Source organism: Parviterribacter kavangonensis (assembly GCF_056863335.1).
This window is the reverse complement of the sequence record NZ_JBXPJA010000001.1, coordinates 2,212,913-2,237,966: the sequence shown is the minus strand read 5'-3', so window position 1 is coordinate 2,237,966 and position 25,054 is coordinate 2,212,913. Positions and strand designations below refer to the sequence as shown.

The window sequence follows — 25,054 nt, the reverse complement described above, 5'->3', positions numbered from 1 at the left end:
GCTCGTCGCCTCCGTGGCAGTTGTCATTTGGGTTCTGACGCGGTGACGAAGTACTCTCCGATGTGTCGTTGACTCGCGAGTCAACGCATTCTCTTCCCGAAGGAGCTACGCAGAACATGGTCGACTTCACGCTCACCGACGAGCAGAAGAACCTCCGCGACATGGCCCACGACTTCGCCGAGAAGGAGATCCGGCCGGTCGCCTGGGAGTACGACAAGGACGGGACCTGGCCCCAGGAGATCATCAACAAGGCCTGGGAAGTCGGTCTGATGAACACCCACGCGCCGGAGCAGTACGGCGGCGCGGGGCTCGGTCATCTCGATGGAGCCATCATCGAGGAGGAGCTCGCCTGGGGCTGCTCGGGCATCCAGACCTCCCTCGGCGCGAACGGCCTCGCGTCGGCGCCGGTCCAGATCGCCGGCTCCGACGAGGTCCAGAAGGAGTTCTTCGAGGACCTCACCTCGTCGCCGAAGCTCGCCTCGTTCTGCCTGACCGAGCCGGGCGCCGGCTCCGACGTCTCGGGCATGCGCACCCGCGCGGTCAAGAAGGGCGACAAGTACGTCCTCAACGGCTCGAAGTGCTTCATCACCAACGGCCAGTACGCCGACTGGTACACGGTCTACGCGAAGACCGACCCGGACGCCGGCCATCGCGGCATCTCCGCCTTCCTCGTCAAGCGCGATGACACGATCGTCATCGACAAGAAGGAGGACAAGATGGGTCAGCGGGCGTCGAACACGGCGACCGTGACCTTCAACGACACGGAGATCGACGCCAAGTACCTCCTCGGCGAGGAGAACAAGGGCTTCAAGGTCGCCATGCAGACCCTGGACTTCACCCGTCCGGGCGTCGCCGCCATGGCCGTCGGCATCGGCCGCGCCGCGTTCGAGTTCGCCTGCGACTACTCGAAGGAGCGCGTCCAGTTCGGCGTGCCGATCGCGATGCACCAGGCGATCCAGTTCATGCTCGCCGACATGGGCACGAAGCTCCACGCCGCGCGCCTCATGACGTGGAACGCCGCCGTGCTGCTCGACCAGGGCAAGCGCAACACGCTCGAGTCCTCGCACGCCAAGCGCTTCGCCGCGGACTCCGCGATGGAGATCACCACGGACGCCGTGCAGGTCTACGGCGGCTACGGCTTCATCAAGGAGTACCCCGTCGAGAAGCTGATGCGCGACGCGAAGATCATGCAGCTCTACGAGGGCACGTCGCAGATCCAGCGGCTCGTCATCGCCCGCGAGACGCTGCTGCCGCGCCGCGTCGAGGCGCCCGCCGCCGCGCACTGATCGCCCGCGGCATCACCGCCTGACCACGAAGGGCCGCCCCACCGGGCGGCCCTTCGTCGTGAGAGGGCGAGGGCGGCGCGGCTACGGCTCGTCGCCGTGCTTCTCGTGGCCGAGGCCGGCGCCGTTGCCGTGCTCGGTGTGGCCCTTCCCCTTCTCATGCCCGCCGGACGGCGGCGGCGGGGGAGGAGGCGGCGGCGGGTCCACCGGCGGCTCCTTCGCCGGCGGGGTCGTCGGCGGCGGGGTCGAGTCGCCCGTGGCGGCGGTCGTCGGCTCGGAGGCGGGGACCGTCGCGGTGACCGGCGCCGCGGTCGAGGGAGCCGTCGTCTTCGTCGGCGTGGTCGTCGCGGGCGCCTTCTCCTTCGGCGAGGGGCGCAGCGTCGCGGTGGTGCGGTTGGGCTCGCCGCCGGAGCCGGAGCCGCCGGCGCCCGTCCCGCCTCCGCCTCCGCCGCTCGGGGCCGACCCCGTCGGCGTCGCGGCGCGGCTTGCGGCGACCGTCGCGACGACGCCCATCACGCGTCGCTGCTCGCGCGCGTGGCGCTCGGCGACCGCCTTGACGATCTGCGCGCGCGGATCGGCGGACTGCGAGGACGCGACGCTCGGCGGCGCGGCCGCGCGCGCCGGGGGCGGGGCGCCGGGCGTCTCGGTCCCGCTGAGCGCGCCGGTCACCGCGAGGATCCCCGCCAAGACGGAGGCCGCCGCCGCGAAGCCGCCGCCGACGACGACCGCGCTCGACGCGCCGGAGGAGCCGGCTCCGCCCGCGCCGCCCGCGCCGCCCGCCGTGCATCCCGCCGCGACGGCGCCGCCCGCGGCGGCGCTCGCCAGCGCCTCGTGCGCGAGGAACGGCGCGACGGCGATCGGCAGCACCGCGCGGTACGTCGTGCCGACCTCGAGCATCGCGGCCTTGTTGGCCTTGCAGCGCGAGCAGTCGTCGAGGTGCTCCTCCAGCCACGCGTCCTCGGGCGGCGCCAGCGGGCCGTCCTCGCGCAGCTCGAGCAGCGTCATCGCGCGCTCGCACTCCGCGGTCCGCGGGGCGATGCCGCGCAGGGCCAGGCGCCGCAGCCGGCCGCGCAGCGCCGCGCGCGCCCGCCACGCCAGCTGGGCCGCGCCGTTCGCGGTCAGCCCCATGAGCACGCCGATCTCGGCGTACGACATCCCCTCGATCTCGCGCAGCACCAGCACCTCGCGCTGGCGCTCGGGCAGCTCGGCCTCGGCGGCGATGACGTCGTCGCGCAGCGCGTCGGTGAGCACCGCGACCTCGCCCTCGGCCAGGTCATCGCCGGCGGCCTCCGGCGGGTCGGCCACGACCTCGACGCGCCCGTGCTCGGACAGGCGGCGCAGGCAGGCGTTGCGGGCGGTCGCGAAGAGGTAGGCGCGCGGGTGCTCGATCGGCTCGGCGTCCGGGTCGTCCAGCCGCGCCAGGAGGCTCGTGAACGTCTCCTGCAGCGCGTCGGCGGCGTCCTCGGGCGTCCGGCAGAGCCGCAGGCAGTACGTGTAGACGCGATCCGCGAAGTCCTCGTGGAGCGTGAGGAAGGCAGCCTCTGTGGCCGAAGGCGCCACGCGTGGAGTCTGCTCCCCTCGCGCGCGCGGGGCAAGTGGCTGCTCCGAGCTCATGCCGCCGCCAGCCGCTCGCGCGCGATCCGCAGGGCCGTCGCGGCGTCGGTGGGCGCGGACACGACCCCGAGCCGCTCGCGATAGGCGGGCCGGACGCTCGCCCAGCCGGCGCCCTCGCCGGTCGTCGCCTCGCTGGTCCGCAGCACCAGCGCGTCCCGCGCTCGCCAGGCCAGGCGCGCCGCGGTCTCGACCCCCACGTCGAGCACCTCGGCGATCTCCGCGCACGGCATCTCCTCGAGCTCGCGTAGGGCGAGCACCTCCCGGTGCAGGGGAGCGAGGGTGGCGTGGGCGGTGACGACCCGGTCGGGCAGCAAGCGAGCTCGTGCCCCCTAGGCGGCGTGGGCGGCGCTCAGGTGCGCGATCAGCGTCGTGACGATCTCCTCGTCCCACTGCGCGCCGGCGCCCGCCAGCATGATCTCCAGGGCCTCGTCGAACGGCCGCGCGGCGCGGTACGAGCGGTCGGTCCGCATCGCGTCCCACGCGTCGCAGGCGGCGATGATCCGCGCGCCCAGCGGGATCTCGCGCCCGCGCAGGCCGTCCGGGTACCCCCAGCCGTCGTAGCGCTCGTGCGAGTGGCGGACGAGCAGCGCAGCGCCGCGCAGCGCGCTGACGTGCTCGAGCGTGCGCGCGCCGACGACCGGGTGCGTGCGCATGAGCTCGCACTCCTCGTGGCTGAGGTCGCCGGGCCGGTCGAGCAGCGACGCGGGCAGGGCGAGCTTGCCGACGTCGTGCAGGAGCGCCGCGTTGACGACGACCTCGGTCGCGCGGAAGCTGAGCTGCATCCGCTCGCAGACGACCTCGGACAGCACGGCGACGTTCTCCGCGTGTTGGAGGATCCCGCGCTGATCCATGCATCGGACCAGCACGTCCACGAGCGGCATGCGCCGTGCCGCGGAGCGCGTGGGTGTGGTGGGGGACATCGTTCCTCGGAGCAGAAGGGGTTGGACGTCGCTGAGAGCGCCGGGCGGGCCCGTTCTTACGGCGCACCTCCGAGTTGGCGCGTCGGCGGTCGGCCGCCACGGCCGAGCGGCGCGCGACTAGCCTCCACGCCGGTGCCGCGCCGAGCCAAGGACACCGAGCATGCCGTCGCCGCGGCCGCGCCGCTGGACGCCGCACGGGCGGCGGCGGGCGGGCCCGTCGAGGCCGCCGGCCGCGCGCGGGCCGATCCGCTGCTGGGGGAGCTGCGCCGCGCCGGCCTGCTGCCCCTGCTCGTCCTGCACTTCCTCGGCCGCGGGCCGTCGTACGGCAACCAGCTCATCGACCGCGTCGCCGAGGTCACCGGCGGCCTCGTCGCGGTCAACCCGAACACGATGTACCCGCTCCTGCGCTCGCTCGAGGGCCGCGGCCTCGTCGCGGGAGAGTGGGAGCACCCGGAGCGCCGGTCGCGGCGCTTCTACCGCCTCACCGAGGAGGGAGACGAGGAGCGGCGGCGGCTGAGCGCCGAGATCGCGCCGTACCTCGACGCCGTCGCCCGCGCGACTGCCTCCATCCGCGACGAGGTGCTCGACCACGGCCGGGGCGACTGACGGTGGGCACGGTCCGGGTCACGCAGGAGCTGCCCGCGCAGGTCAGCTTCGCCGAGAGCCTCTGGTACGACGTCAGCCGCTGGCCCGCGTTCGTCGACGGCTTCGGCCACGTGCGCAAGGTCGAGGGCGACTGGCCCCGCGAGGGCGCGCGCGTGCAGTGGCAGTCCACGCCGGACGGCCGTGGTCTCGTCAACGAGCGCGTGACCGCCTACGAGGTCCGCAGCGGCCAGACGGTCAGCGTCGAGGACCCGCGCATCGCGGGCGAGCAGGTGGTCACGTTCACGCCCGCCGACGAGGGCGGATCGACGATGACGATCGAGCTGCGCTACCGCATCAAGGACGGCACACCGCTGACACCCGTGGTCGACGCCCTCTTCGTCCGGCGCGCGTTCAGAGATGCGATGGCCAGGACGCTGTCGCGCTTCCGGCGCGAGCTCGCGGGCGATCTCGCCCTTGAGCGAGAGCGCACTTGAACCGATACTCCTGAAATGCGCCTCCGCCGCTTCGCCTTCTCAGCCTGCCTGCTCGGCCTCCTCGTGCCCGCGACCGCCTCGGCGGACCCGGGCAACAGCCAGCGGGACGAGCACGCCGCGATCGCGTCCTACTGGACGAAGGAGCGGATGATGAACGCGAAGCCGAAGGAGCGGATCCGGGCCGGCAAGGGCAAGCCGGGTGGCGGTTCGGCCGGCTTCACGAGCGGCGCCGTCTCGCTGTCCGACGCGGCGTACAGCTCGGTGGGCAAGGTCTTCTTCACGGAGAAGGGCGTGAACTACGTCTGCTCGGGAACGACGGTGCGCAAGCACAACGGCGGCCTTGACGTGTGGACCGCCGGCCACTGCGTCAACGAGGGCCCCGGCGCCTACGTAACGAACTTCGCGTTCGTGCCGGGCTACTACAACGGCACCGCCCCGCTCGGGAAGTGGACCGCTCTCAACAGCGATCTCCGCACGACCCCGGCCTGGCAGAGCAGCGGCGACTTCACGTACGACCTCGGCATCGCGCACGTGACGCTTTCGCAGGGCAGCGGCGACCCGGTCGTCTGGACTCCGGCTTTCAACCAGCCGGTCGAAGCGGGGAAGACGTCCTTCACCTCCTACGGCTATCCGGCGGCGGGCAAGTTCAACGGGCAGACGATGTTCTTCTGCACCTCGACCGTGCAGCGGTTCGACGGCGTCTTCGGCGATCCGATGGCGATCGGCTGCGACATGACCGGCGGCTCGAGCGGCGGCGGCTGGGTCTTCGCCGGCACGCAGACGGTGGGGTCGGTGAACTCGTACGGCTACCAGGGCCTGAAGAACACGATGTTCGGGCCGTACCAGGGCTCCGTCGCCCAGACGCTCTTCAACACCGCGCCGTGATCGGGGGGCCGGGCTGACCCGGCTCGCTAGGTTCCCCGCCCATGTTCGTGTTCAAGGCTGCGGTCGTGGGCGCGGGGACCATGGGCGGGGAGATCGCCCAGGTCATCGCCGCCGCTGACATCCCCGTCGTGCTCAAGGACGTCAAGCAGGAGTTCATCGACGTCGGGCTCAAGAAGGCGCGGGAGGTGACGGAGCAGCAGGTCGGCCGGCTGGTCAAGAAGGAGAAGATCACCGAGGAGCAGGGCCGCGAGCAGATCGAGGCCATCCTCGGCCGGATCACCGGCACAACGTCCTACGAGGGCTTCGGCGATGTCGACTTCGTCATCGAGGCCGTCCCCGAGCGGATGGAGATCAAGCAGGCGGTCTTCGCCGAGCTCGACGAGGTGACGCCGGGCCACGCGGTCCTCGCCTCGAACACGTCCTCGCTGTCGATCACCGAGATCGGCGACGCGACGAGCCGCCCCGAGAAGGTCTGCGGCTTCCACTTCTTCTACCCGGCATCCGTGATGCCGCTGCTCGAGATCGTCATCGGCGACGAGACCGATCGCGACACGGTCAACGCCGCGTACAACTTCGCCCAGGCGATCCGCAAGCAGCCGATCACCTGCGCCGAGGTGCCGGGCTTCGTCGTCAACCGCATCCTCAGCGCGGCGATGTCCGAGGTCTACCGGGCCCAGGAGGAGGGCGGGCTGTCGATCAAGCAGGTCGACGCCGCCATCCAGGAGGCCAAGCGCGCGCCGATGGGGCCGTTCTTCCTCGTCGACCTGCTCGGGCTCGACACGGTGCTCCACGTCTCCGAGCACATGGAGGACTCCTACGGGGACGAGCGCTTCTACGTCCACAAGGGGATGCAGAAGCTCGTCGCCGACAAGCAGCTCGGCGCGAAGACCGGCGGGGCCGGCTTCTACAAGGACGGAGAGCCGCAGATCGAGGGCGACGCCGAGCCGCCCGCCGACCTCCCCGATCGCATGGCCGCCAAGGCGCTCATCGAGGCGTGCCTGCTGCTCGAGGAGGGCGTCGCGGAGACGCGCGCGATCGACCTCGGGATGATGGCCGGCGCCGGCATGGACCCGCGGCGGGGCATCATGCCGCCGCTCATGTGGGCCGACGTGACGGGCCTCGACGTCGTGCTCGAGCAGCTCGAGCAGTTCCAGGAGCAGCACGGCGAGCGCTTCACGCCGCCGCAGACGCTGCGCCGCCTCGTGGCTCAGGGCCGCCTCGGCCTGAAGGCCGGCCAGGGCTTCTTCCCGTGGCCCCGGCCCGACGAGGGCCAGGAAGGCCCGGTCCAGCTCGAGTCGCGCGACGGCTACGCGATCGCCTGGCTGAACAACCCGCCGGCCAACTCGCTGTCGCCCGCCGTGCTCGAGTCGTTCAAGGCGGTGTGGGAGAAGGTCGAGGGGAACTTCGGCGCGCTCGTCGTCGCCTCGGGCAACCCGCTGCTGTTCTCCGCCGGCGCCGACATCAAGGCGTTCACGCAGATGGACGAGTCGAACGGGCGCGCGATGCTCGACGACATGCACGCGCTGCTGCGGCAGATGGAGCAGTCGCGCACCGTCACGATCGCCGCCGTCAACGCGATCGCCTACGGCGGCGGCTGCGAGCTCGCGATGGGCTGCGACGTCCGCATCGCCGCGGAGTCGGCCGTGTTCGGCCAGCCCGAGATCAACCTCGGGATCATCCCCGGCTTCGGCGGCACCCAGCGGCTGCCGCGGCTCGTCGGCATGAGCAAGGCGCTCGAGATGAACCTCACCGGCGACGCGCTGCTGGCCGACTCGGCCTACGAGTTCGGGCTCGTCAACGACGTCGTGCCGGACCACGAGCTCCTCGACACCGCCGTCGCGTGGGCGCGCAAGCTCTCCAAGCAGGCGCCGGTCGCCGTCGAGCAGCTCAAGCGGGCCGCCGCGAAGGCCGACCTCGACGAGGGCATCGAGGCCGAGAAGTCCGGGTTCCTCGCCGCGTTCACCTCGGAGGACGCGAAGGAGGGCATCGCCGCGTTCCTCGGGAAGCGGTCGCCCAACTGGCAGGGCAAGTGATCAACGACCTCCATCCGGCGTCGATGACGGAGATCGAGCGCCTCGCGGACCTCATCCGCGAGGCGTCGTCCGTCGTCGCGCTGACCGGCGCGGGGATCTCGGTGCCGTCCGGGATCCCCGACTTCCGCTCGCCCGGCACGGGCCTCTGGGAGAACGTCGACCCGATGGAGGTCGCGCACATCGACGTCTTCCGGCGCGATCCGGAGCGCTTCTGGCACTTCTACGGCGACCGGTTCCACTCGCTCGAGCACAAGGAGCCGAACGGGGCGCACCGCGCGCTCGTCGAGCTGGAGCGCCGCGGCCACCTCCACGCCGTCATCACGCAGAACATCGACCGCCTGCACACCAAGGCGGGGACGAGCGAGCTGATCGAGGTCCACGGGACGATCTCGCACTCGTCGTGCGTGGACTGCGGGGTGCAGGTGGAGCTGGAGGACGTCCGCGGCCGGCTGGCGGCGGCGCCGGACGGCGTACCGCGCTGCGTGTGCGGCAGCCCGCTGAAGCCCGACGTCGTGCTCTTCGGCGAGTTCCTGCCCGAGGGCGCGCTGGAGCGGGCGTTCGCCTTGGCGGCCGGCGCCGACGTCCTGCTGTGCATCGGCTCGTCGCTCGAGGTCTACCCGATCGCCCAGCTGCCGGCCCTGACACGGCAGGCGGGCGGGGCGGTCGCGATCGTCACGCAGGGCGAGACGCCGTTCGACGCGCGGGCGTCGGTGCGCCTGCGCGGCGACGTGGTCTCGGAGCTCGAGGCGCTCGTCGAAGCCCTGGCCTAGCGCTGGTCGCGCGGCGTAGAGTCGCGCGATGCGCTTCCTCGTCGCCACCGCGCTGCTGATCCTCGGCCTGGCCGCGCCCGCCGGCGCCACGGTCGTCACGTGGATCCCGGCGCCGCCGGACAACGCGCCGACGCCCGAGGAGTCCTGCAGCCGCTACGCCGCCTGCCCGCCGCCCACGATCGTCGTCACCGGCGAGGGCTCGGAGAACAACGACATCGAGGCGGGCGCGACCAGCGACGGCCGGATCGTCATCCGCGACCGCGGCGCCGCGATCCGGTCGACCGAGTGCTCGCCCGAGGAGGGCGGCGGCGTCTCGTGCCCGGCGGCCGGCGAGCTGACGATGCGGCTCGGCGACGGCGACGACCGCGCGACGGCGCCGGGCTGGACCGTGGACGCGGGCGCGGGCAACGACGCGGTGACCGGGTCGAGCGTCGACGGCGGGCCGGGCGATGACGTCCTCACCGGCACGGAGACGGGGGACAACCTGACCGGCGGCCCGGGACGCGACGTCGTGCGCGGGCTCGCCGGGCCGGACACCATCGCCGAGGGCGAGCCGGCGCCGGACGCCGACGTCCTCGAGGGCGGCGACGGCAACGACCAGCTCCAGTTCGCGGGCCGGACCGCCGCCGTGCTCATCGACCTCGCCTCGGCGGACGACGAGGTCGCGGGGACGGCGGGGGAGGGCAACGTCGTCTCGGGCTTCGAGGAGGCGCTCGGCGGCGACGGCGCGGACACCATCCTCGGCCCGTTCGCCGCGGCGCCCGAGGCCGGCATCTCGTCGCTCGACCTGCTCGGCGGCAGGGGCAACGACCGGATCGTCGACCGCAGCCCCGGCGCGTACTTCCTCTCCGGCGGCCCGGGGGACGACGAGCTCGTCGGCGGTCCCGCGCCGGCCGCCCCGCCGTTCAACGACGAGCTGGTGGGCGGCACCGGCAACGACCGCATCTCCGGCGGCCGAGGCACCGAGGCGCTGCGCGGCGAGAGCGGCAACGACCGGATCGCGGCGGGCGCCGGCAACGACGAGGTCACCGGCGGCCTCGGCGCCGACCGCCTCGACGGCGGGCCGGGCAACGACAACGTGGAGGGCAACGACGGCAACGACCGCGTCCTCGGAGGCGCCGGCCGCGACGTCCTCGTCGGAGGCCGCGGCCGCGACCTCCTCCTCGGAGGCCCCGGCAACGACCGCCTCACCACCGCCAAGGACCGCCGCACCCCCGACCGCGCCTCCTGCGGAGCCGGCCGAGACGTCCTCCTCGCCGACGCCCGCGACCGCGCGACCGGCTGCGAGACGATCCGGCCGAAGCGCCGCCGCTGACGCCGCGCACCCGCGCGTCGCCGCCCGCGACGACGATCAGGGGGAGATGCCGTCGGCCGTCCGGGCGCGGAGGGCGGCCTCGATGCGGCCGACGATCCTCTCCACGTCGGCGGCGGCGTCGTCGCGGAGGCCTCCGGCGAGGGCGTCTCCGGCGGCGGCTTCGAGGAGGGGGCGGGCGTCGCGGAGCTCCTCGAGGCGCTGCGCGAGGTCACGGCGCTCGCGCCAGGGCTCGAGCTCGGCGATCGCGGCGTCGAGCGCTATGCGGGCCTGGAGGGCGGCCTCGCGCAGCCTGCCGCCGTCGAGGTCGGCGCGGGCGCGCAGGACGAGCTCCTCACAGGCCAATGCGGCGTCCCTGCCGCCCAGCAGCGCCGCGAGACGCTCCTGGGGTCGCAGGGCGGCATCGCGGCGGGCACGCGGGCTCTTCGCCTCTCCCGGCTCGACCGCCTCCACCCAGCGGCCGTCCGCGACGTCCTCGCCGCGCCCGAAGCCGACGCGCACGACGAGGGCCTGCTCGAGCGCCACCTCGCGCACGTGCGGCTCGGCCGTCGACACCCGGTGGAGGTGCAGGACGCGGTTGAGGACGCCGAGCTCCGGCCCGACGCGCTCCGCCGCCGCGCCGAGCCACTCCCGCGCCTCGGCCTCGCCGACCGGCACGCCGCGCACGACGGTCGCGCGGGTGGTGGGGACGGCGGAGGGGGGAGGCTCCGGGTCGGCACGCTTGCCCCGGCGGCTGCGGAGCAGCCGCCGCTTCTCGGGCGCCCCGAGCACGCTGATCACGAGCACCCGCAGGGCCGCTTCGTCGCCCGCGTCGCGCAGGACGTAGCGGCCCGCGGGCGGACCGAGCACCCAGGGGAACTCGAACTGGACGAAGCGGAACAGCGGCGCCGCGCCGGCGGCGGGCGGCGCGGATCCGGCCGGCTGATCGCCGGCCGGCTCGCTCACTCGCCCTTGTGCGACAGGCTGGCCCGGTCGGGCGCGACCGTGATCGCGTACTTGCTCGGGGTGGCGCGCACCGTCGGGTTGTCGATCTCCGACAGGCGGTCGATCAGCTTGATCCACTGGCCCGGCTTGAGGACGGCGTTCAGCTGGCGGCCGGCCTTCGAGTTCGGGTCGTACATCGGGCGGAAGCCGACGTGGATGTGGTCGTTGTGATCGGCCATCGCGAGCGTGTTGTCCGTGCCCTCGTACTTCATCAGGGTGATGATCTGATGCGGCTTCATCGTCCCCTGGAGGGTGAGGAGCCGGCGGACGGCCAGGTCGGTGATCGAGCCCTCGCCCTGGTGCCCGATGATCGGGATCCCGTTGATCGCGGCGATGTCGACGGCGCTGCCGCTCGAGTGCTCCGAGACGTTGCCCGACGCGGTGTAGAAGCCGTGGCCGCACTTGAGGCTCGTGACCGTCGGGCGCATGCCGCTGGCCGAGAGGAACTCGAGCGTGGCGAGCACGCGGCGGTCGATCGCCGAGGCGCGGATGTCGCGGCGGCCGCAGTCGTAGATCTGCACGCGCGGGTCGCGCAGGACGCGCTCCTGCAGCTCGTTCTTGCTCATCAGCAGGATCTGGCCGATCGACGGGGTCCGGGCGTCGCTGCCGAAGAACGGGTTCTTGCCCTTCGCGCGGTAGATCGCGGTGGACTCGAGGAGCTTCCAGCCGTCGAGGATCGGCTTCGGGTCGATGCGCGGGGCGCCGCGGCCGGCCGGGCGGATCTCGAAGAGGACGTGCGGCGAGACCTGCGGAGCGATCCGGCCGATGCGGCCGAGGATGGTGCCGCCGATGACCCTCGAGCCGACCTTGAGGCGCTTGAGCGTGACCTCCTCGGGATCGAGCCCGAGGTCCTTGACGAAGTAGTTGCGGAACGTGGTGACGCCCTTGACCACGCCGGCGTCCAGCAGCTGGTCGCGGCCGCCGTGCTTCATGACGGTCGGCCGGGCCGGGTTCGCGTAGAGGCGCTCCTTGCGGACGCTCGACAGCTGCTCGGGCTTGCGGGCGACGTCGCGCTTGGACGACGACGGCGACGGCGCGCCCTTCTGCTGCGTGCCGGCCGAAGCGGCCTGCGTCGGCGCCGGGTCGGGCTTCGGGAGGTCGAGCTCCTTCGTGACCTCGGACTTCGACACCGTCGTGCGCTTCGGGACCGGGTGGCGCTTGGCGAGCTTGGCCAGGTGCCCGTACGTGTACGTGTTGCCGAAGACGTCGCGCAGCTGGATGAAGCGGCCGAGGCGCTTCGAGGTGCCCATGCGGACGATCTCGCCGTCCTGGACCGCGATGACCGGGCTGCCGGACTTCGCGTAGACGCTGATGCCGCGGCGCGAGCTGTCGGACTCGACCGGCAGCGCCGCGTTGTGGCCCTTGGCGATCCGCTTGCTCGCGTCCTTCTCGGAGATGTCGTCCGCGTACCGGGCGGTCGCGTAGACGGGGAACATGCCCTGCGTCAGGCCGGTGAGCGAGCCGACGAGGTCGCTCGGCATGCCGCCGATCAGGCGCGCGCGCATGAGGACCGAGTCGACGTACCAGTCGGCGTGGTTGTAGGCGAAGATGGCGCGGCGGAGGTCGCTGTCGGCGCCGGCGGCCTTCAGGTAGCGCGCGGCGGCGAAGATCGCGTCGACCGGGTTGTAGGGGTCCTTGCGCTTGTCGCCGTTGGCGTCGACGCCGTACTGCTTCCACGTCGCGGGCATGAACTGCATCCAGCCGACGGCGCCCGCGCTCGAGACGTTGAGGTTGCGGCCGTAGTCCGTCTCGATCTCGTTGATGGCCGCGAGGACCTCCCAGCGCACGCCGTACTCGATGCCGGCGGCCTGGTAGATCGAGAGCAGGAACGGCGGGATGCGGAACTTCTCGATGAAGAAGTTCGGGACGCCGATCGGGGCGGGGCCGATCTCGGCGACCGAGAGGGCCGGGTTGGCGAGCGTCGGGGCGCCGCCCGGCTCGCGCAGCTCGGTGCCCTCGCGCTTGGTGCGCTTGCGGCGGTCCTTGGCCTTCTGGTCCTCGTCGAGCATCTGCTCGGCGAGGTCGTCCGGGATGCCGGCCGCGGGCTTCCGGCCCGTCGTCTCCTGCTTGCTGCCGCCGCTCTTGGACGACGGCTCGGACGACGATCCCTGCTGCGGCTCGCTCGAGCCACCGCTGCCGCCGGACGACGGCTGGTCGTCCTGATCGGGCGTGGTGGGCGTCGTGGTCGTGGGCGGCTTCGGGACCGGGGCGGTGCCGGTGTCGACGCCGACGCCCGGCTGGGCGGCCGGCGGCGGCGTGATCTCGGTGACCGACGCGATCGGGCCCGTGATGCCGGGGAACGAGATGGCGCTCGCGGGCGTGCCCGGGGGAACGTCGACCGTCACGGTGACGCTCTGGCCGGTCACGAGCTTGACCACGAACGTCCGCGGCTCCGCGCTCGCGGGAAGGACGGCAGCACCGAGTGCGGCGGTCGCCAGACCGGCCGTCACGAGTGCACTGAGCAGCTTCCCACGTGGTGTCATGACCCTCTTCGATGTTCTCCCGACCCTGCCGGGCTGCGCCCGAACCGTACCCGTACAACGTTCTCCGCAGCCGGGACTAGCGGTGATCTTGCACAGACCTCCACCTGGATGAGGAGCTTCACCCTCGAGTCGAGGGTGAGGGTAGGGTCGCATCACCGCTGTTGACGGGGCTTCCGCGCTACTGTCAGCCGGCGATGACCGACGACACCAAGGGGATCCGTCAGCGCCTGCAGTCGGGGGGCGAGGACGCGCTCGGCAAGCTGGCGCAGGACCTGCTGGAGAACCCGCTCGTGAGCGGAGCGATCACGCGCGCCTTCGAGGCGCGCGAGAAGGCGGTCCAGGCGCAGGAGGTCGCGTTCAGCGCCCTCAACATCCCGTCCGCCGCCGACATCGAGCGCCTGACCCGCCGCGTCCGGTCGGTCTCGCAGCGGCTCGAGGGCATCGAGGACGGCGTCGACCGCCTCGACGACCGGCTGGCGAAGGTGTCCGCCTCGAACGACCTCGAGGCCCGCCTCGGCGCGATCGAGGAGCAGCTCGACGGCATCGTCAAGCAGCTCGCGTCGCTCCGCGAGGCGCTCCCCGGCGCGGAGTCGCCCGTGCCGCGCGAGCAGGAGCGGCTTCCAACGTAACGTCGACCGGAGGTCCGAGCTTGCGAGGACCGGAGGGCGAAACCCGGGAGCGAAGCGGTCTCCTCTTCACCGTCGGGCATTCGACCCACACGCTCGAGGAGCTCCTCGAGCTGCTGGGGCGCCACGACGTGTCGACCCTCGTCGACGTCCGCCGCTGGCCGCGGTCGCGGCGCCATCCGCACTTCAACACGGACGTCCTCGCCGGGGCGGTGCCCGCGTACTGGCACGCCGAGGCGCTCGGCGGCCGCCGCCGGCCCGTGGCGGGATCGGTCAACGGCGGCTGGGAGAACGACGCGTTCCAGGGCTATGCCGACCACATGGCGACCCCCGAGTTCCTCCGCGCGCTGGAACGCCTCGAGGAGCTCGCGCGATCGTCGCCCACGGCGTACATGTGCGCCGAGGCGCCGTGGTGGCGCTGCCACCGCAGGCTCATCAGCGACGCGCTCACCGCCCGCGGCTGGACCGTGTGCCACATCGGCCCCGACGGCCGCCTGTCGGAGCACGAGCTCCCGGACTTCGCGGTGGTCGAGGGCGGGCGGATCACCTACCCGCCGGCGCAGCTGTCCCTCTGACGGGGGCGAACCCCGCCGGGTGCCGCCCTACGGTTGGGGTGACCTTGCCGACCGCGCTGTCTCCCCACGACCACCTCGTCCGGCTGACCGGCCGCCCGGACGCCACGTTCCGCGAGCACCAGCTCGAGGCGATCAACGACCTCGTCGACGACCGGGCGCGGGTGCTCTGCGTCCAGCGGACGGGGTGGGGCAAGAGCGCCGTGTACTTCGTGGCGACGGCGCTGCTGCGCGAGCGCGGCGCCGGCCCGACGCTCATCGTCTCGCCGCTCCTGGCTCTGATGCGCAACCAGCTGGCGGCGGCGGAGCGCCTGGGCCTGAGGGCGCACACCGTCAACTCGACGAACCGCGACGAGTGGTCGACGGTCGAGGGGCTCCTCGCCGACGACGCCGTCGACCTGCTGCTCATCAGCCCGGAGCGCCTGAACAACCCGGCGTTCCGCGAGCGGATGCTGCCGCTCTTCGCCTCGCGCGCCGGCCTGCTCGTCGTCGACGAGGCGCACTGCGTCTCGGACTGGGGCCACGACTTCCGCCCGGACTACCGCCGGATCGGCGACGTCCTCGACCTCCTGCCCGACGGCGTCGGCGTGCTTGGGACGACCGCGACCGCCAACGACCGCGTCGTCGCGGACGTGGCCGGCCAGCTGGGCGGCGACCTGCGCATCTACCGCGGCCCGCTCGCCCGGCGCAGCCTGCGCCTCGAGGTCGTCGACCTGCCGCATCCCGCGCACCGGCTCGGCTGGCTGGTCGAGCAGCTGCCGAAGCTCGAGGGCTCGGGGATCGTCTACACGCTGACCAAGCGCGACGCGGATGCGGTCGCCGAGTTCCTGACCGAACACGGGGTCGCGGCGGCGTCGTACAGCGGCGACCGCGCGACCGAGGACCGGATCGCCGTCGAGGACCGCCTGCTGCGCAACGACCTGAAGGCCGTCGTCGCCACGAGCGCCCTCGGCATGGGCTACGACAAGCCCGACCTCGGGTTCGTCGTCCACTTCCAGGCGCCGGGGTCGGTCGTCTCGTACTACCAGCAGGTCGGCCGCGCCGGCCGCGGGGTCGAGCACGCCGACGTCGTCCTGCTGCGCGGCGCCGAGGACAAGCGGATCCAGGACTTCTTCATCGAGCAGGCGTTCCCGCGGCGCGAGCACGTCGACCGGGTGCTCGACCTGCTCGGCGACGACGGCGGCCTGACGACCCGCGAGGTCTCGGCCGGCGTGAACCTCGGCATCACGCGGATCGAGGCGATGCTCAAGGTGCTCGACGTCGAGGGGGCGGTCGAGCGGTCCGGCACCCGCTGGCGCCGCGTCCCCGGCGCGGACTGGGAGTACGACGCCGAGCGCTACCGCGCGATCACGGAGCTGCGCCGCGAGGAGCAGCGCGCCATGGCCGCCTTCGGCGCCGACGGCCGCTGCCTCATGCGCGCGCTGCAGGAGGAGCTCGACGACCCCGATCCGTCGGACTGCGGCCGCTGCTCGGTCTGCGCCGGTCCGCGCTTCGCGATCGAGCCCGCCGCCGACCTCGTCCGCGCCGCTCAGCAGCACCTCCGCTCGCAGCCGCTCGTCCTCGACGTCAAGAAGATGGCGCCCGACGACACCGGCGCGCAGAAGAAGATCCCCGAGGACGCCCGCGTCGAGGAGGGCCGCGCGCTCGCCCGCATCGGCGACGCCGGCTGGTCCGCCGAGATCGAGGCCGGCCTCGCCGCCGGCCGCGTCCCCGACGAGGTCGTCGAGGCCGCCGCCGCCCTCGTCCGCGCGTGGAGACCCGGCGTCCAGTGGGTCGCCGCCGTCCCGTCGCGGCGCGCAGCCGCCCCCGATGGATCTTCGCCCGGCGCGCCGGACGGCCCTCCGGCCGACGTCGTCTCCGACGCGGCCGCGCGGATCGCCGCGGCGCTCGGCCTTCCGTTCCGGCCGGTCCTCGAGCGGGTCGCCGACCGGCCGCCGCAGTCCGAGCTGCGCAACGCCGCTCAGCAGGTCGCGAACGTCCGCGGCGCCTTCGCGGTCTCCGGCGACGTTCCACCAGGGCCGGTGCTGCTCGTCGACGACCGGCGGCTCTCCGGGTGGACGCTCGCGATGACGGGCGGGCAGGTGCGGCGCAAGGGCGGCGGGCCAGTGTTCCCGCTGGCACTGGTGAGCGCTTTCTGATGGAACTTCCCGGCGGCGTGCAGATGCACGTCCAAGTCACGGCCGAGCAAACGGGCGGCGCCTTCTCGCTGCTCACCGACGTCGCCCCGCCCGGCTGGCACCTGCCGCCGCACCGGCACCTCGGCGAGTCCGAGACGATGCACGTCACGTCCGGGGCCCTGTGGCTCGAGATGGGCGGGGAGCGGCACGAGCTCCACGCGGGGGACACGGTGCACGTCCCCGCGGGGACGCTCCACGCGAGCGGCACGCTCGGCGCGCAGCCCCTCCACCGCGTCCTCGTGTTCTCGCCGGGAGGGATGGAGCGCTTCTTCGAGGAGCTCGCCGCGACGACGGACTCCACCGCGATGCTCGACCTCGCGACGCGCCACGGCTGGCGCTTCCGCTAGCCGCCCGGCTGCTCCTTCACCCAGGCGAGGATCGCCTTCGAGTGCTTCAGGACGGTGCCGTCCGGCAGCACCAGCGCCGGCAGCTTCGTGTCGCCCGTCGCCGCCTTCAGCTCGTCGCGCGAGCCCTTGCGCAGGAACGGGATCGGGTGCCCGTGCGCGGCGATGATCCGCTCGTACGCGATGCCCTTCTCGCGCAGCGCCTCCTGGACGCGGCGGCACGGGTGGATCTTCGGCCCGCCGTCGTCGCCGTGGCACGTGTAGAGGACCGGCTCGTCGCTCATCGCAATCCCTTCTCCCGCAGCTCCGCCAGCGCGGCCTCGGTCTTGCCGAGCGCCTCGAGGCCCATCCCGCGCAGCACGCCGGCCTCCTTCGTGAACTGGATCTCGTCGTACTGCACGACCTCGACCCGGTTGCCCCACGGGTCGCGGAACGTCAGCCCGCGTCCTTCCACCACGTCGGCGCCCGCCGCCAGCAGAGCCGTGCGGGCCGCCTCGCGGTCGTCGACCACCAGCCCGAAGTGCCGGTCCGCGTCCGCGGGCACCGATCGCCCGGCCGAGAACGCGAGGAACTGATCGCCGAGGTCGACGAAGGCCATCGACGTCCCCACGCGCCCGCGCAGCTCGAAGTCGAAGACGCGGCGGTACCAGGCGAGCGCCGCGTCGACGTCGCCGACCTCCAGCGCCACGTGGTTGATCCCGATCGCGCGCGCCGTCATGACGCGAGCCTAGATCCCCAGCAGCGCCGCGGCACCCGCGCGGCCGACGCGCTCGCCGGCAGCGACGAGCTCCTCGTGCGAGATCCGCTCGCGCCCGTCGCTCAGCACGTCGGACACCGCCAGCACGCAGCCGACCGCGATCCCGCGCAGCTCGCCGACGCGGAACAGCGCGGCGGCCTCCATCTCAACCGCCACGGCGCCGGCGTCCCGCCACGCCTCCTCACGCGACGGATCGCGCTCGTAGAAGACGTCGGTCGAGACGATCCGCGACACCGCGAAGCCGTCCGACGCCAGCCGCTGCGTCAGCGACGCGTCGCCCCGCACGACGTCGCCCCCGCCCAGCGCGCGCGACGTCCCGTCGTACGCCAGCGCCTCGCCCGCGACGACCAGCGACCCGAGGTCGAGCGCGCCGTCCAGCGCGCCGCACGTGCCCACGCGGATCGCCCGCGTCACGCCGAGGTCGCACAGCTCCTCCAGCACGATCGCCGCGCTCGGGCCGCCCATGCCCGTGCTCTGGATCGTCAGCGGCTCGCCGTCGGCCGCCGCGCCCGTGTAGCCCCACAGGCCGCGGTGGTGGTTGAACATCTTCGGCGCCTCCAGCAGCGCCTGGGCGAGCGTCAGCGCCCGCCCCGGATCGCCGGGCAGCAGGACGCGATCGGCGAGGGGAGCGGTGGGGTGCAGGTGGATCGGGGTGCGCGACACGGCGAACGACCTTAGACTCGGCCGGGCCATGGCCAAGAAGGACAAGAAGAAGAGCAGCGGGCGCAGCGACAGCGTCCGCACCGCCGTCGACCAGGCCTTCCAGGCAACGGCCGAGCAGGCGGAGACCGCGCGCGGTCGCGCGCAGGACATCGTGGACGAGCTGACGCAGGTCGCCGGCCGCTTCCGCGACGTCCTCGACGACCTTCGCCCGCCGTCGGGCGACGACCTCAAGGGCATCCAGGACTCGCTCGACGCGCTCGAGCGCCGGGTGACCGCGCTCGAGGCGGCGCAGGGCGCGTCCGCCACCGCCGCCGCGACCCGCAAGCCGGCGGCCGCTTCCACGGCCCGCCGCCGCACCCCGGCGAAGACGGCAGCCAAGCCGAAGGCGTCGCAGGCGAAGGCCACCGAGGCGAAGACCGCCGAGGGCGCCGATCCCGCGACGACCAAGGCGTCGTCCGCCGCCCAGAGCGGCACCGCCGCGACCTAGGGGAGAGGCGGGTCCATGGCCAAGCAGGTGTTCTCGTCGGCGAAGGAGTTCCGCGAGGTGATGGACCGCTGCTTCGCGATGATGTCCGACGATCCCGACATGGGGCCGAAGCTGCGCGACGCCGACGTCCCCCAGCGCTTCGAGTTCGACGACGTCGACGAGGTGGTCAACATCCGCGCCGCCCGTGACGGCGAGGACGGCTGCCTGCACTGGGAGTGGACCGACGACGTCGACTGGAAGCCGAAGGTCAAGATGACGATGTCCTCGGAGACCGCGAACAAGTACTTCCAGGGCAAGGAGAACGTCGCCATGGCGATCGCCCGGCGGCGGATCAAGACCGGCGGGGACGTGAAGGCGGCGCTGTCGCTCATCCCGATCACCAAGCCGATCTACGAGCGCTACCGCGACATGGTCGCGGCCGACTACCCGCACCTCAGCGTCTGATTCTCGCCGCCCGGACGTGAGCGACGACGAGCTCCCGAGCCTCGCCGAGGTGGCGAGCGAGATCGACGTCACGCCGGCGACCCTGCGCCGGTGGGCGTCGAGCGGGCTCATCCCCGGCTACGACGGCACCTGGACGCCGGCGGCCGCGGCCCACGCGCGGATCGTCGCCCGGCTGCGCGAGCGCGGCCACTCGCTCCAGTCGATCCGCGAGGCGGGCGAGCGCGGCCGGCTCGCGTTCGCCTACACCGAGGACCTCTTCCCGGCCGAGGAGCGCACGTACACGCTCGACGACGCGGCGAAGGAGCTGGGGATGGAGCCGGCGCTCATCCAGCGCATCCACCAGGCCGCCGGGCTCAGCACCACGCAGGAGCACCTGAGCGAAGACGACGTCCAGCTCCTGCGGTACATCAACGCCGTCCTCGGCGCGGGGTTCCCGCTCGTCGCGTTCCTGCAGCTCGTCCGCGTCTACGGCCAGGCGGTCGCGCAGATCGCCGACGCCGAGGTGCGGCTGTTCCACCTCTACGTCCACGAGCCGCTCATGCGCGACGGCGTCCCCGGCCTCGAGATGGCCGAGGAGATGGAGGGGCTCGCCCGCGAGATCCTGCCGCTGTCGGGCCCGATCATGGACGCGCTGCACCTGCGCTTCCTGAGCCACTTCGTCGAGCAGGACGTCGTCGGCCACATGGAGATCGACCTCGAGGACATGTCCGAGCTCGGCCGCCTCCGCGTCGCGGTCGCCTTCGCGGACCTCGCCGGCTACACGCGTCTCACGGAGGAGCTCGGCGACGAGCTCGCGATCAACGCGGTCGAGCGCTTCATCGAGGCCGTGGAGAACACGCTGCCCGACGACGCCCGGGTGGTGAAGACGATCGGCGACGGCGTGATGGTCGTCGCGTCCGACGTCCGCGGCCTCGCGGACTGGGCGGTCGGCTTCCAGGAGCTCGTCCGCGACGAGCGCCCGATCCCGCGGATCGGCATCCACGCCGGCGAGGTCGTCTACCGCGACGGCGACTACTACGGGCGCGAGGTCAACCTCGCCGCGCGCGTCGTCGCGCGCGCCGCCGGCGGCGAAGTGCTCGTCACGAAGCCGGTCGTCGACGCGGCGGGCGACAACCTGGCGTTCAGCGACATCGGATCGGTGAAGCTGAAGGGGTTCACCGAGCCGACCGAGCTGTTCCTCGCCAGACTGGGCGAGGAATGAGCGACGTCCTCGACCGCGTCCGCGCGACGGGCCTGCTGCCGGCGGGCGAGCCGGTCGTCGTCCTGCTCTCCGGCGGCCGCGACTCGGTCTGCCTGCTCGACTGCGCGGTCGCGCTCGGCGCCGAGGCCACCGCGCTGCACGTCAACTACGGCCTCCGCGACGACGCGGACGACGACGAGGCCTTCTGCGTCGAGCTGTGCGCACGGCTCGGCGTGCCGATCGCGCTCAAGCCGGCCGGCCCGAAGCCGCCGGCGGGCAACCTGCAGGCGTGGGCGCGCGACGTGCGGCTCGAGGCGGCGGCGGCGCTCGGTGACCGCGTCGCCACCGGGCACACCGCGACCGACCAGTCCGAGACGATCCTCTACCGCCTGGCCGCCTCGCCCGGCCGCCGCGCGCTGCTGGGGATGAGCGAGCGCGACGGAGCGATCGTGCGCCCGCTTCTGCACGTCACGCGCGACGAGACGGCGCGCTACAACGAGGCGCGCGGGCTGCCCTGGCGCGAGGACGCGACGAACGCGTCGGACGCCTTCGCGCGCAACCGCGCCCGGCACGAGCTCGTTCCCGCGCTCGAGCGCCTGCATCCCGCCGCCCAGCGCAACGTCGTCCGCACCGCGGAGCTGCTGCGCGACGAGGCCGAGGTGCTCGACCTCGTGGTGGAGACGGCGCTCGACGGGCGCGACCACATCTCCGTCGACCACCTGCGGGCGCTGCCGCCGGCGGTCGCGCGGCTCGTCCTGCGGCGGCTCGCCCAGGACGCCGTGGGCGGGCTGTGCTCGCGCGTCCCGGCCCGCCTGCAAGACGTCTTGCGGCTCGGGCACGGGGCGCTCGATGCCGGCGATGGCGTTCGGATCGTCGTCGACCGGGGCACCGTCCGCGTGACGAGGACCCCACGCCTCCGCACGCCGACCCGCTAACACTGGGAACCGAATGCCAGAGAAGACGATCGGCGAGATCCTCGTCCAGCCCGACGACCTGCAGCGCAGGGTGCGGGAGCTCGGTGCCGAGATCTCCAGCGACTACGCCGGCAAGGACCTGCTGCTCATCTGCGTCCTCAAGGGCGCCGTCTTCTTCCTCTCGGACCTCATGCGACAGATCGACGTGCCCTGCGAAGTCGACTTCATGGCGGTCGCGAGCTACGGCGACGCGACCGACTCGAGCGGCGTCGTGCGGATCCTCAAGGACCTCGACGCGCCGATCGAGGGGCGCCACGTCCTGATCGTCGAGGACATCGTCGACTCGGGCCTGACGCTGCAGTACCTGATGCGCAACCTGAAGGCGCGGGGGCCCGCGTCGCTCGAGGTCTGCGCCCTGCTCACGAAGCCCGCGAGGCGCAAGACGGAGGTACGCGCCAGGTACATGGGCTTCGAGATCCCGAACCGGTTCGTGATCGGATACGGGTTGGACCACGCCGAGCGGCATCGGAACTTGCCGTATGTCGCAGCGTTGGACGGATAGACTCCCTTGACTCCCATGAGCAGGTTCTTCAAGAGCGCCGCGTTCCCGATCCTGATCGTCGTGGTGCTCGCTTTCTTCGCGCAGCGCCTCATCGCGCCCAACGACAAGACCGCCCCGCCGGACTTCCCGACGTTCCTGTCGCAGGTCGACAGCGGCGACGTCAAGAAGGTCGAGCTCCGGCAGAAGGACAACACCGCCGAGGTCGAGCTGAAGTCGGGCGAGAAGTACGAGGTCGGCTTCGTCGACGCGTACGGCGACGCGCTGACCGACAAGCTGCTGACCGCCGAGTCCAGCGGCAAGCTGCCGCAGTTCGACGTCAGCGGGCGCAAGTCCAACGGCTGGCTGTCCCTGCTCACGTACGTCCTGCCGTTCCTCATCTTCATCGGGTTCTGGATCTTCCTCATGAACCAGGTCCAGGGCGGCGGATCGAAGGTCATGTCCTTCGGCAAGTCGCGGGCCAAGCGGATGAGCGTCGACTCGCCGAAGATCACGTTCCGCGACGTGGCGGGGGCCGACGAGGCGGTGGAGGAGCTCCACGAGATCAAGGAGTTCCTCGAGAACCCGAAGAAGTTCCAGGCGCTCGGCGCGCGGATCCCGAAGGGCGTCCTGCTCTTCGGCCCTCCGGGCACCGGCAAGACGCTGCTCGCCCGCGCGGTCGCCGGCGAGGCGGGCGTGCCGTTCTTCTCGATCTCCGGCTCGGACTTCGTCGAGATGTTCGTCGGCGTCGGCGCGTCCCGCGTGCGCGACCTGTTCGAGCAGGCCAAGCAGAACTCGCCCTGCATCATCTTCATGGACGAGATCGACGCCGTCGGCCGCCATCGCGGCGCCGGCCTGGGCGGCGGTCACGACGAGCGCGAGCAGACGCTCAACCAGCTGCTCGTCGAGATGGACGGCTTCGAGATGAAGGACAACATCATCTTGATCGCCGCCACGAACCGCCCGGACATCCTCGATCCCGCCCTCCTGCGTCCCGGCCGCTTCGACCGCCAGATCGTGGTCGACCGCCCCGACCGCAAGGGCCGGGCGAAGATCCTCGAGGTCCACACGCGCGGCAAGCCGCTCGCGAAGGAGATCGACGTCGACGCCCTAGCCGGCCAGACGCCGGGCTTCACGGGCGCCGACCTGGCGAACCTCGTCAACGAGGCCGCGCTGCTCGCCGCCCGCAACGGCAAGCGCGAGATCGGCCAGATCGAGCTCGAAGAGGGCATCATGCGCGTCGTCGCCGGCCCGGAGAAGAAGACCCGGGTCATGGGCGAGAAGGAGCGCCTGATCACGGCCTACCACGAGATGGGCCACGCGATCGTCGGGCACTTCCTCGAGCACGCCGACCCGGTGCACAAGATCTCGATCGTCGGCCGCGGCCAGGCGCTCGGCTACACGATCTCGATGCCGCAGGAGGACAAGTTCCTCACCACGCGCGCCGAGCTGCAGGACACGATGGCCATGACGCTGGGCGGCCGCGCGGCCGAGGAGATCGTCTTCGGCGAGATCACGACCGGCGCGTCGAACGACCTCGAGAAGATCACCGCGACGGCCAAGCAGATGGTCATGCGCTTCGGCATGTCCGAGCGGCTGGGCCCGCGTGTCTTCGGCCACGACCACGGCCAGCCGTTCCTCGGCCGCGAGTTCGCGTCCGAGCCGGACTACTCGGACGAGCTCGCCCGCGAGATCGACGACGAGATCCGCCGCATCGTCGAGGGCGCCCACCAGACGGCGAAGGACATCCTCAACGAGCACCGCGAGTCGCTCGAGACGATCTCGAAGATCCTCGTCAAGCGCGAGACGATCGAGAAGCACGAGTTCGAGGCGCTGCTCGACGGCAAGAGCGAGGAGGACGTGTTCGGCCCCGACGAGGTCGACACGCCGCCCACCGCGCCCGAGGCCCCGGCGAGCCCGGAGCGTCAGCCCGGCGCCACGCGGCCGCTCCCGCGCCCCGGCCTGGCCGGCGCGGAGTCGCGCGCGCTCGACCTGCCCGAGAAGCCAGAGCTCGCTTAGGACGGGCGCCGCCATGGCGGCTTCCTTCGAGGTCATGGGGATCGTGAACACGACCCCGGACTCGTTCTCCGACGGCGGCCTGTACCTCGAGCCGCGGTCGGCGATCGAGCATGGCCGGCACCTGGCGGCCGACGGCGCGGACATCCTCGACGTGGGCGGCGAGTCGACGCGGCCGGGCGCCGCGCCGGTGGGCTCCGACGAGGAGATCGCGCGGACCGAGCCGGTCATCCGCGCGCTCGCGACGGTCGGCGCGCTCGTCTCCATCGACACCACGAAGGTCGCGGTCGCCGAGGCCGCGGTTCGGGCGGGGGCGCGGTACGTCAACGACGTCAGCGCGTTCCGCCACGACCCGGACATGGCCGGCTTCGTCGCCGACGCGAAGGTCCGCTGCTGCCTGATGCACATGCGCGGCGAGCCGCGGACGATGCAGGAGGACCCGCACTACGACGACGTCGTCGACGACGTCCGTGCGCATCTGGAGGAGCGGCTGGCGTTCGCCGTGCGCGAGGGCGTTGCCGAGGACGCGATCGACGTCGACCCCGGCATCGGCTTCGGCAAGACCGCCGCGCACAACCTCGAGCTGCTGCGGCGGCTCGACGAGCTCGCGGCGCTCGGGCGGCCCGTCGTGGTGGGGACGTCGCGCAAGTCGTTCCTCGGGCGGCTGACCGGCCGCGAGGTCGGCGACCGGCTGCCCGGGACCATCGCCACGAACGTCCTCGCGCTCGAGCGCGGGGCCCGCGTCTTCCGCGTCCACGACGTCGCGGCGGTGCGCGATGCGCTGACCGTGGCCGCTGCTACGTTGCGCGCGAGATGACCGATCCCACGACCTGCGCACCGTCCCGTGCGCGTCTCGCGGCGCCGGATCGCCACCCGCTGATCCGGCCCGTGCCAAAGGCACTGTGCCGGCTCATCGGGCGTCGCCCGGCATCCACGATCCACGGTCGGGACGGCACACAGGCCGCGGGACCGA

General features: G+C 72.6%; 26 protein-coding genes. 18 read left to right on the top strand and 8 right to left on the bottom strand.

Annotated elements, in window-relative coordinates; genetic code table 11:
* Nucleotides 1–116 precede the first annotated feature (116 nt).
* Nucleotides 117–1,286 carry an acyl-CoA dehydrogenase family protein gene (locus AC1UE4_RS11460; RefSeq protein WP_482917358.1) on the top strand — a complete coding sequence of 390 codons (1,170 nt, stop codon included), beginning with the start codon at nucleotides 117–119 and terminating at the stop codon, nucleotides 1,284–1,286.
* Nucleotides 1,287–1,367: 81 nt separating this feature from the next.
* Here the strand turns inward: AC1UE4_RS11460 and AC1UE4_RS11455 are convergent, their stop codons facing one another.
* The 3 genes from AC1UE4_RS11455 to AC1UE4_RS11445 are packed head-to-tail and all read right to left on the bottom strand — an operon-like array spanning nucleotide 1,368 to nucleotide 3,748.
* Nucleotides 1,368–2,843, bottom strand: coding sequence for a sigma-70 family RNA polymerase sigma factor (locus AC1UE4_RS11455; RefSeq protein ID WP_482917357.1), 1,476 nt, complete (start codon nucleotides 2,841–2,843; stop codon nucleotides 1,368–1,370).
* A gap of 50 nt (nucleotides 2,844–2,893) precedes the next feature.
* The gene (locus tag AC1UE4_RS11450; protein WP_482917356.1) at nucleotides 2,894–3,211 is read right to left on the bottom strand and encodes an RNA polymerase sigma factor; all 318 of its coding nucleotides are present in this window, start codon (nucleotides 3,209–3,211) and stop codon (nucleotides 2,894–2,896) included.
* A 15-nt stretch (nucleotides 3,212–3,226) separates the two neighbouring features.
* Nucleotides 3,227–3,748, bottom strand: coding sequence for an HD-GYP domain-containing protein (locus AC1UE4_RS11445; RefSeq protein WP_482917355.1), 522 nt, complete (start codon nucleotides 3,746–3,748; stop codon nucleotides 3,227–3,229).
* Nucleotides 3,749–3,949: 201 nt separating this feature from the next.
* Between AC1UE4_RS11445 and AC1UE4_RS11440 the strand changes: the two genes are divergently transcribed.
* The 6 genes from AC1UE4_RS11440 to AC1UE4_RS11415 are packed head-to-tail and all read left to right on the top strand — an operon-like array spanning nucleotide 3,950 to nucleotide 9,899.
* On the top strand, nucleotides 3,950–4,423 hold the full coding sequence (locus tag AC1UE4_RS11440; RefSeq protein WP_482917354.1) for a PadR family transcriptional regulator: 474 nt from the start codon (nucleotides 3,950–3,952) through the stop codon (nucleotides 4,421–4,423).
* Between the two features lie 2 nt (nucleotides 4,424–4,425).
* Nucleotides 4,426–4,896 (top strand): SRPBCC family protein, encoded by a 471-nt coding sequence (locus AC1UE4_RS11435; protein WP_482917353.1) that lies wholly within the window; start codon nucleotides 4,426–4,428, stop codon nucleotides 4,894–4,896.
* Between the two features lie 15 nt (nucleotides 4,897–4,911).
* Entirely contained in the window at nucleotides 4,912–5,781 is an 870-nt protein-coding gene (locus tag AC1UE4_RS11430; RefSeq protein WP_482917352.1) for a trypsin-like serine peptidase, read from the top strand.
* 41 nt (nucleotides 5,782–5,822) lie between these two features.
* The gene (locus AC1UE4_RS11425; protein ID WP_482917351.1) at nucleotides 5,823–7,814 is read left to right on the top strand and encodes a 3-hydroxyacyl-CoA dehydrogenase/enoyl-CoA hydratase family protein; all 1,992 of its coding nucleotides are present in this window, start codon (nucleotides 5,823–5,825) and stop codon (nucleotides 7,812–7,814) included.
* Nucleotides 7,811–8,584, top strand: coding sequence for an SIR2 family NAD-dependent protein deacylase (locus AC1UE4_RS11420; RefSeq protein ID WP_482917350.1), 774 nt, complete (start codon nucleotides 7,811–7,813; stop codon nucleotides 8,582–8,584). Before AC1UE4_RS11425 ends, AC1UE4_RS11420 begins: the two co-directional genes overlap by 4 nt.
* A 28-nt stretch (nucleotides 8,585–8,612) precedes the next feature.
* Nucleotides 8,613–9,899: a calcium-binding protein gene (locus AC1UE4_RS11415; RefSeq protein WP_482917349.1), complete on the top strand. Its 1,287-nt coding sequence runs from the start codon at nucleotides 8,613–8,615 to the stop codon at nucleotides 9,897–9,899.
* 36 nt (nucleotides 9,900–9,935) lie between these two features.
* Here the strand turns inward: AC1UE4_RS11415 and AC1UE4_RS11410 are convergent, their stop codons facing one another.
* Together AC1UE4_RS11410 and AC1UE4_RS11405 are read right to left on the bottom strand one after the other, a co-directional pair.
* Entirely contained in the window at nucleotides 9,936–10,841 is a 906-nt protein-coding gene (locus tag AC1UE4_RS11410; protein WP_482917348.1) for a coiled-coil domain-containing protein, read from the bottom strand.
* Entirely contained in the window at nucleotides 10,838–13,363 is a 2,526-nt protein-coding gene (locus AC1UE4_RS11405; RefSeq protein WP_482917347.1) for a lytic murein transglycosylase, read from the bottom strand. Before AC1UE4_RS11405 ends, AC1UE4_RS11410 begins: the two co-directional genes overlap by 4 nt.
* 194 nt (nucleotides 13,364–13,557) lie before the next feature.
* On the opposite strand from AC1UE4_RS11405, the gene AC1UE4_RS11400 reads away from it, so the two are divergent.
* From AC1UE4_RS11400 to AC1UE4_RS11385, 4 genes are read left to right on the top strand one after another with little or no spacing between them, the layout of a single operon-like run.
* Nucleotides 13,558–13,992, top strand: coding sequence for a hypothetical protein (locus AC1UE4_RS11400; protein WP_482917346.1), 435 nt, complete (start codon nucleotides 13,558–13,560; stop codon nucleotides 13,990–13,992).
* A gap of 20 nt (nucleotides 13,993–14,012) precedes the next feature.
* Nucleotides 14,013–14,564: a DUF488 domain-containing protein gene (locus AC1UE4_RS11395; RefSeq protein WP_482917345.1), complete on the top strand. Its 552-nt coding sequence runs from the start codon at nucleotides 14,013–14,015 to the stop codon at nucleotides 14,562–14,564.
* 38 nt (nucleotides 14,565–14,602) lie between these two features.
* A complete protein-coding gene (locus tag AC1UE4_RS11390) occupies nucleotides 14,603–16,699 on the top strand; it encodes a RecQ family ATP-dependent DNA helicase (protein ID WP_482917344.1) in 2,097 nt (698 codons plus the stop codon).
* A complete protein-coding gene (locus tag AC1UE4_RS11385) occupies nucleotides 16,699–17,085 on the top strand; it encodes a cupin domain-containing protein (RefSeq protein ID WP_482917343.1) in 387 nt (128 codons plus the stop codon). Before AC1UE4_RS11390 ends, AC1UE4_RS11385 begins: the two co-directional genes overlap by 1 nt.
* Here the strand turns inward: AC1UE4_RS11385 and AC1UE4_RS11380 are convergent.
* Genes AC1UE4_RS11380 through AC1UE4_RS11370 form a run of 3 tightly spaced genes read right to left on the bottom strand, consistent with a single transcriptional unit; the run spans nucleotide 17,082 to nucleotide 18,502 of the window.
* Nucleotides 17,082–17,366, bottom strand: coding sequence for a glutathione S-transferase N-terminal domain-containing protein (locus tag AC1UE4_RS11380; protein ID WP_482917342.1), 285 nt, complete (start codon nucleotides 17,364–17,366; stop codon nucleotides 17,082–17,084). The genes AC1UE4_RS11385 and AC1UE4_RS11380 overlap by 4 nt on opposite strands.
* Entirely contained in the window at nucleotides 17,363–17,800 is a 438-nt protein-coding gene (locus AC1UE4_RS11375) for a VOC family protein (protein WP_482917341.1), read from the bottom strand. Before AC1UE4_RS11375 ends, AC1UE4_RS11380 begins: the two co-directional genes overlap by 4 nt.
* Nucleotides 17,801–17,809: 9 nt before the next feature.
* Nucleotides 17,810–18,502 carry a phosphorylase family protein gene (locus AC1UE4_RS11370; RefSeq protein WP_482917340.1) on the bottom strand — a complete coding sequence of 231 codons (693 nt, stop codon included), beginning with the start codon at nucleotides 18,500–18,502 and terminating at the stop codon, nucleotides 17,810–17,812.
* 28 nt (nucleotides 18,503–18,530) lie between these two features.
* Between AC1UE4_RS11370 and AC1UE4_RS11365 the strand changes: the two genes are divergently transcribed.
* From AC1UE4_RS11365 to folP, 7 genes are read left to right on the top strand one after another with little or no spacing between them, the layout of a single operon-like run.
* Nucleotides 18,531–18,989: a hypothetical protein gene (locus AC1UE4_RS11365; protein WP_482917339.1), complete on the top strand. Its 459-nt coding sequence runs from the start codon at nucleotides 18,531–18,533 to the stop codon at nucleotides 18,987–18,989.
* 15 nt (nucleotides 18,990–19,004) lie between these two features.
* Nucleotides 19,005–19,433, top strand: a complete 429-nt coding sequence (locus AC1UE4_RS11360) for an SCP2 sterol-binding domain-containing protein (protein ID WP_482917338.1) — start codon at nucleotides 19,005–19,007, stop codon at nucleotides 19,431–19,433.
* A gap of 16 nt (nucleotides 19,434–19,449) precedes the next feature.
* Complete coding sequence (locus AC1UE4_RS11355; RefSeq protein WP_482917337.1) at nucleotides 19,450–20,634, top strand: adenylate/guanylate cyclase domain-containing protein; 1,185 nt, start codon at nucleotides 19,450–19,452, stop codon at nucleotides 20,632–20,634.
* A complete protein-coding gene (gene tilS, locus AC1UE4_RS11350) occupies nucleotides 20,631–21,548 on the top strand; it encodes a tRNA lysidine(34) synthetase TilS (protein ID WP_482917336.1) in 918 nt (305 codons plus the stop codon). The genes AC1UE4_RS11355 and tilS overlap by 4 nt, the downstream gene beginning before the upstream one ends.
* Nucleotides 21,549–21,561: 13 nt before the next feature.
* Entirely contained in the window at nucleotides 21,562–22,089 is a 528-nt protein-coding gene (gene hpt, locus AC1UE4_RS11345; RefSeq protein ID WP_482917335.1) for a hypoxanthine phosphoribosyltransferase, read from the top strand.
* A gap of 15 nt (nucleotides 22,090–22,104) precedes the next feature.
* On the top strand, nucleotides 22,105–24,084 hold the full coding sequence (gene ftsH, locus AC1UE4_RS11340; protein WP_482917334.1) for an ATP-dependent zinc metalloprotease FtsH: 1,980 nt from the start codon (nucleotides 22,105–22,107) through the stop codon (nucleotides 24,082–24,084).
* Between the two features lie 13 nt (nucleotides 24,085–24,097).
* Entirely contained in the window at nucleotides 24,098–24,898 is an 801-nt protein-coding gene (gene folP / locus AC1UE4_RS11335) for a dihydropteroate synthase (RefSeq protein ID WP_482917333.1), read from the top strand.
* The last annotated feature ends 156 nt before the right edge of the window (nucleotides 24,899–25,054 follow it).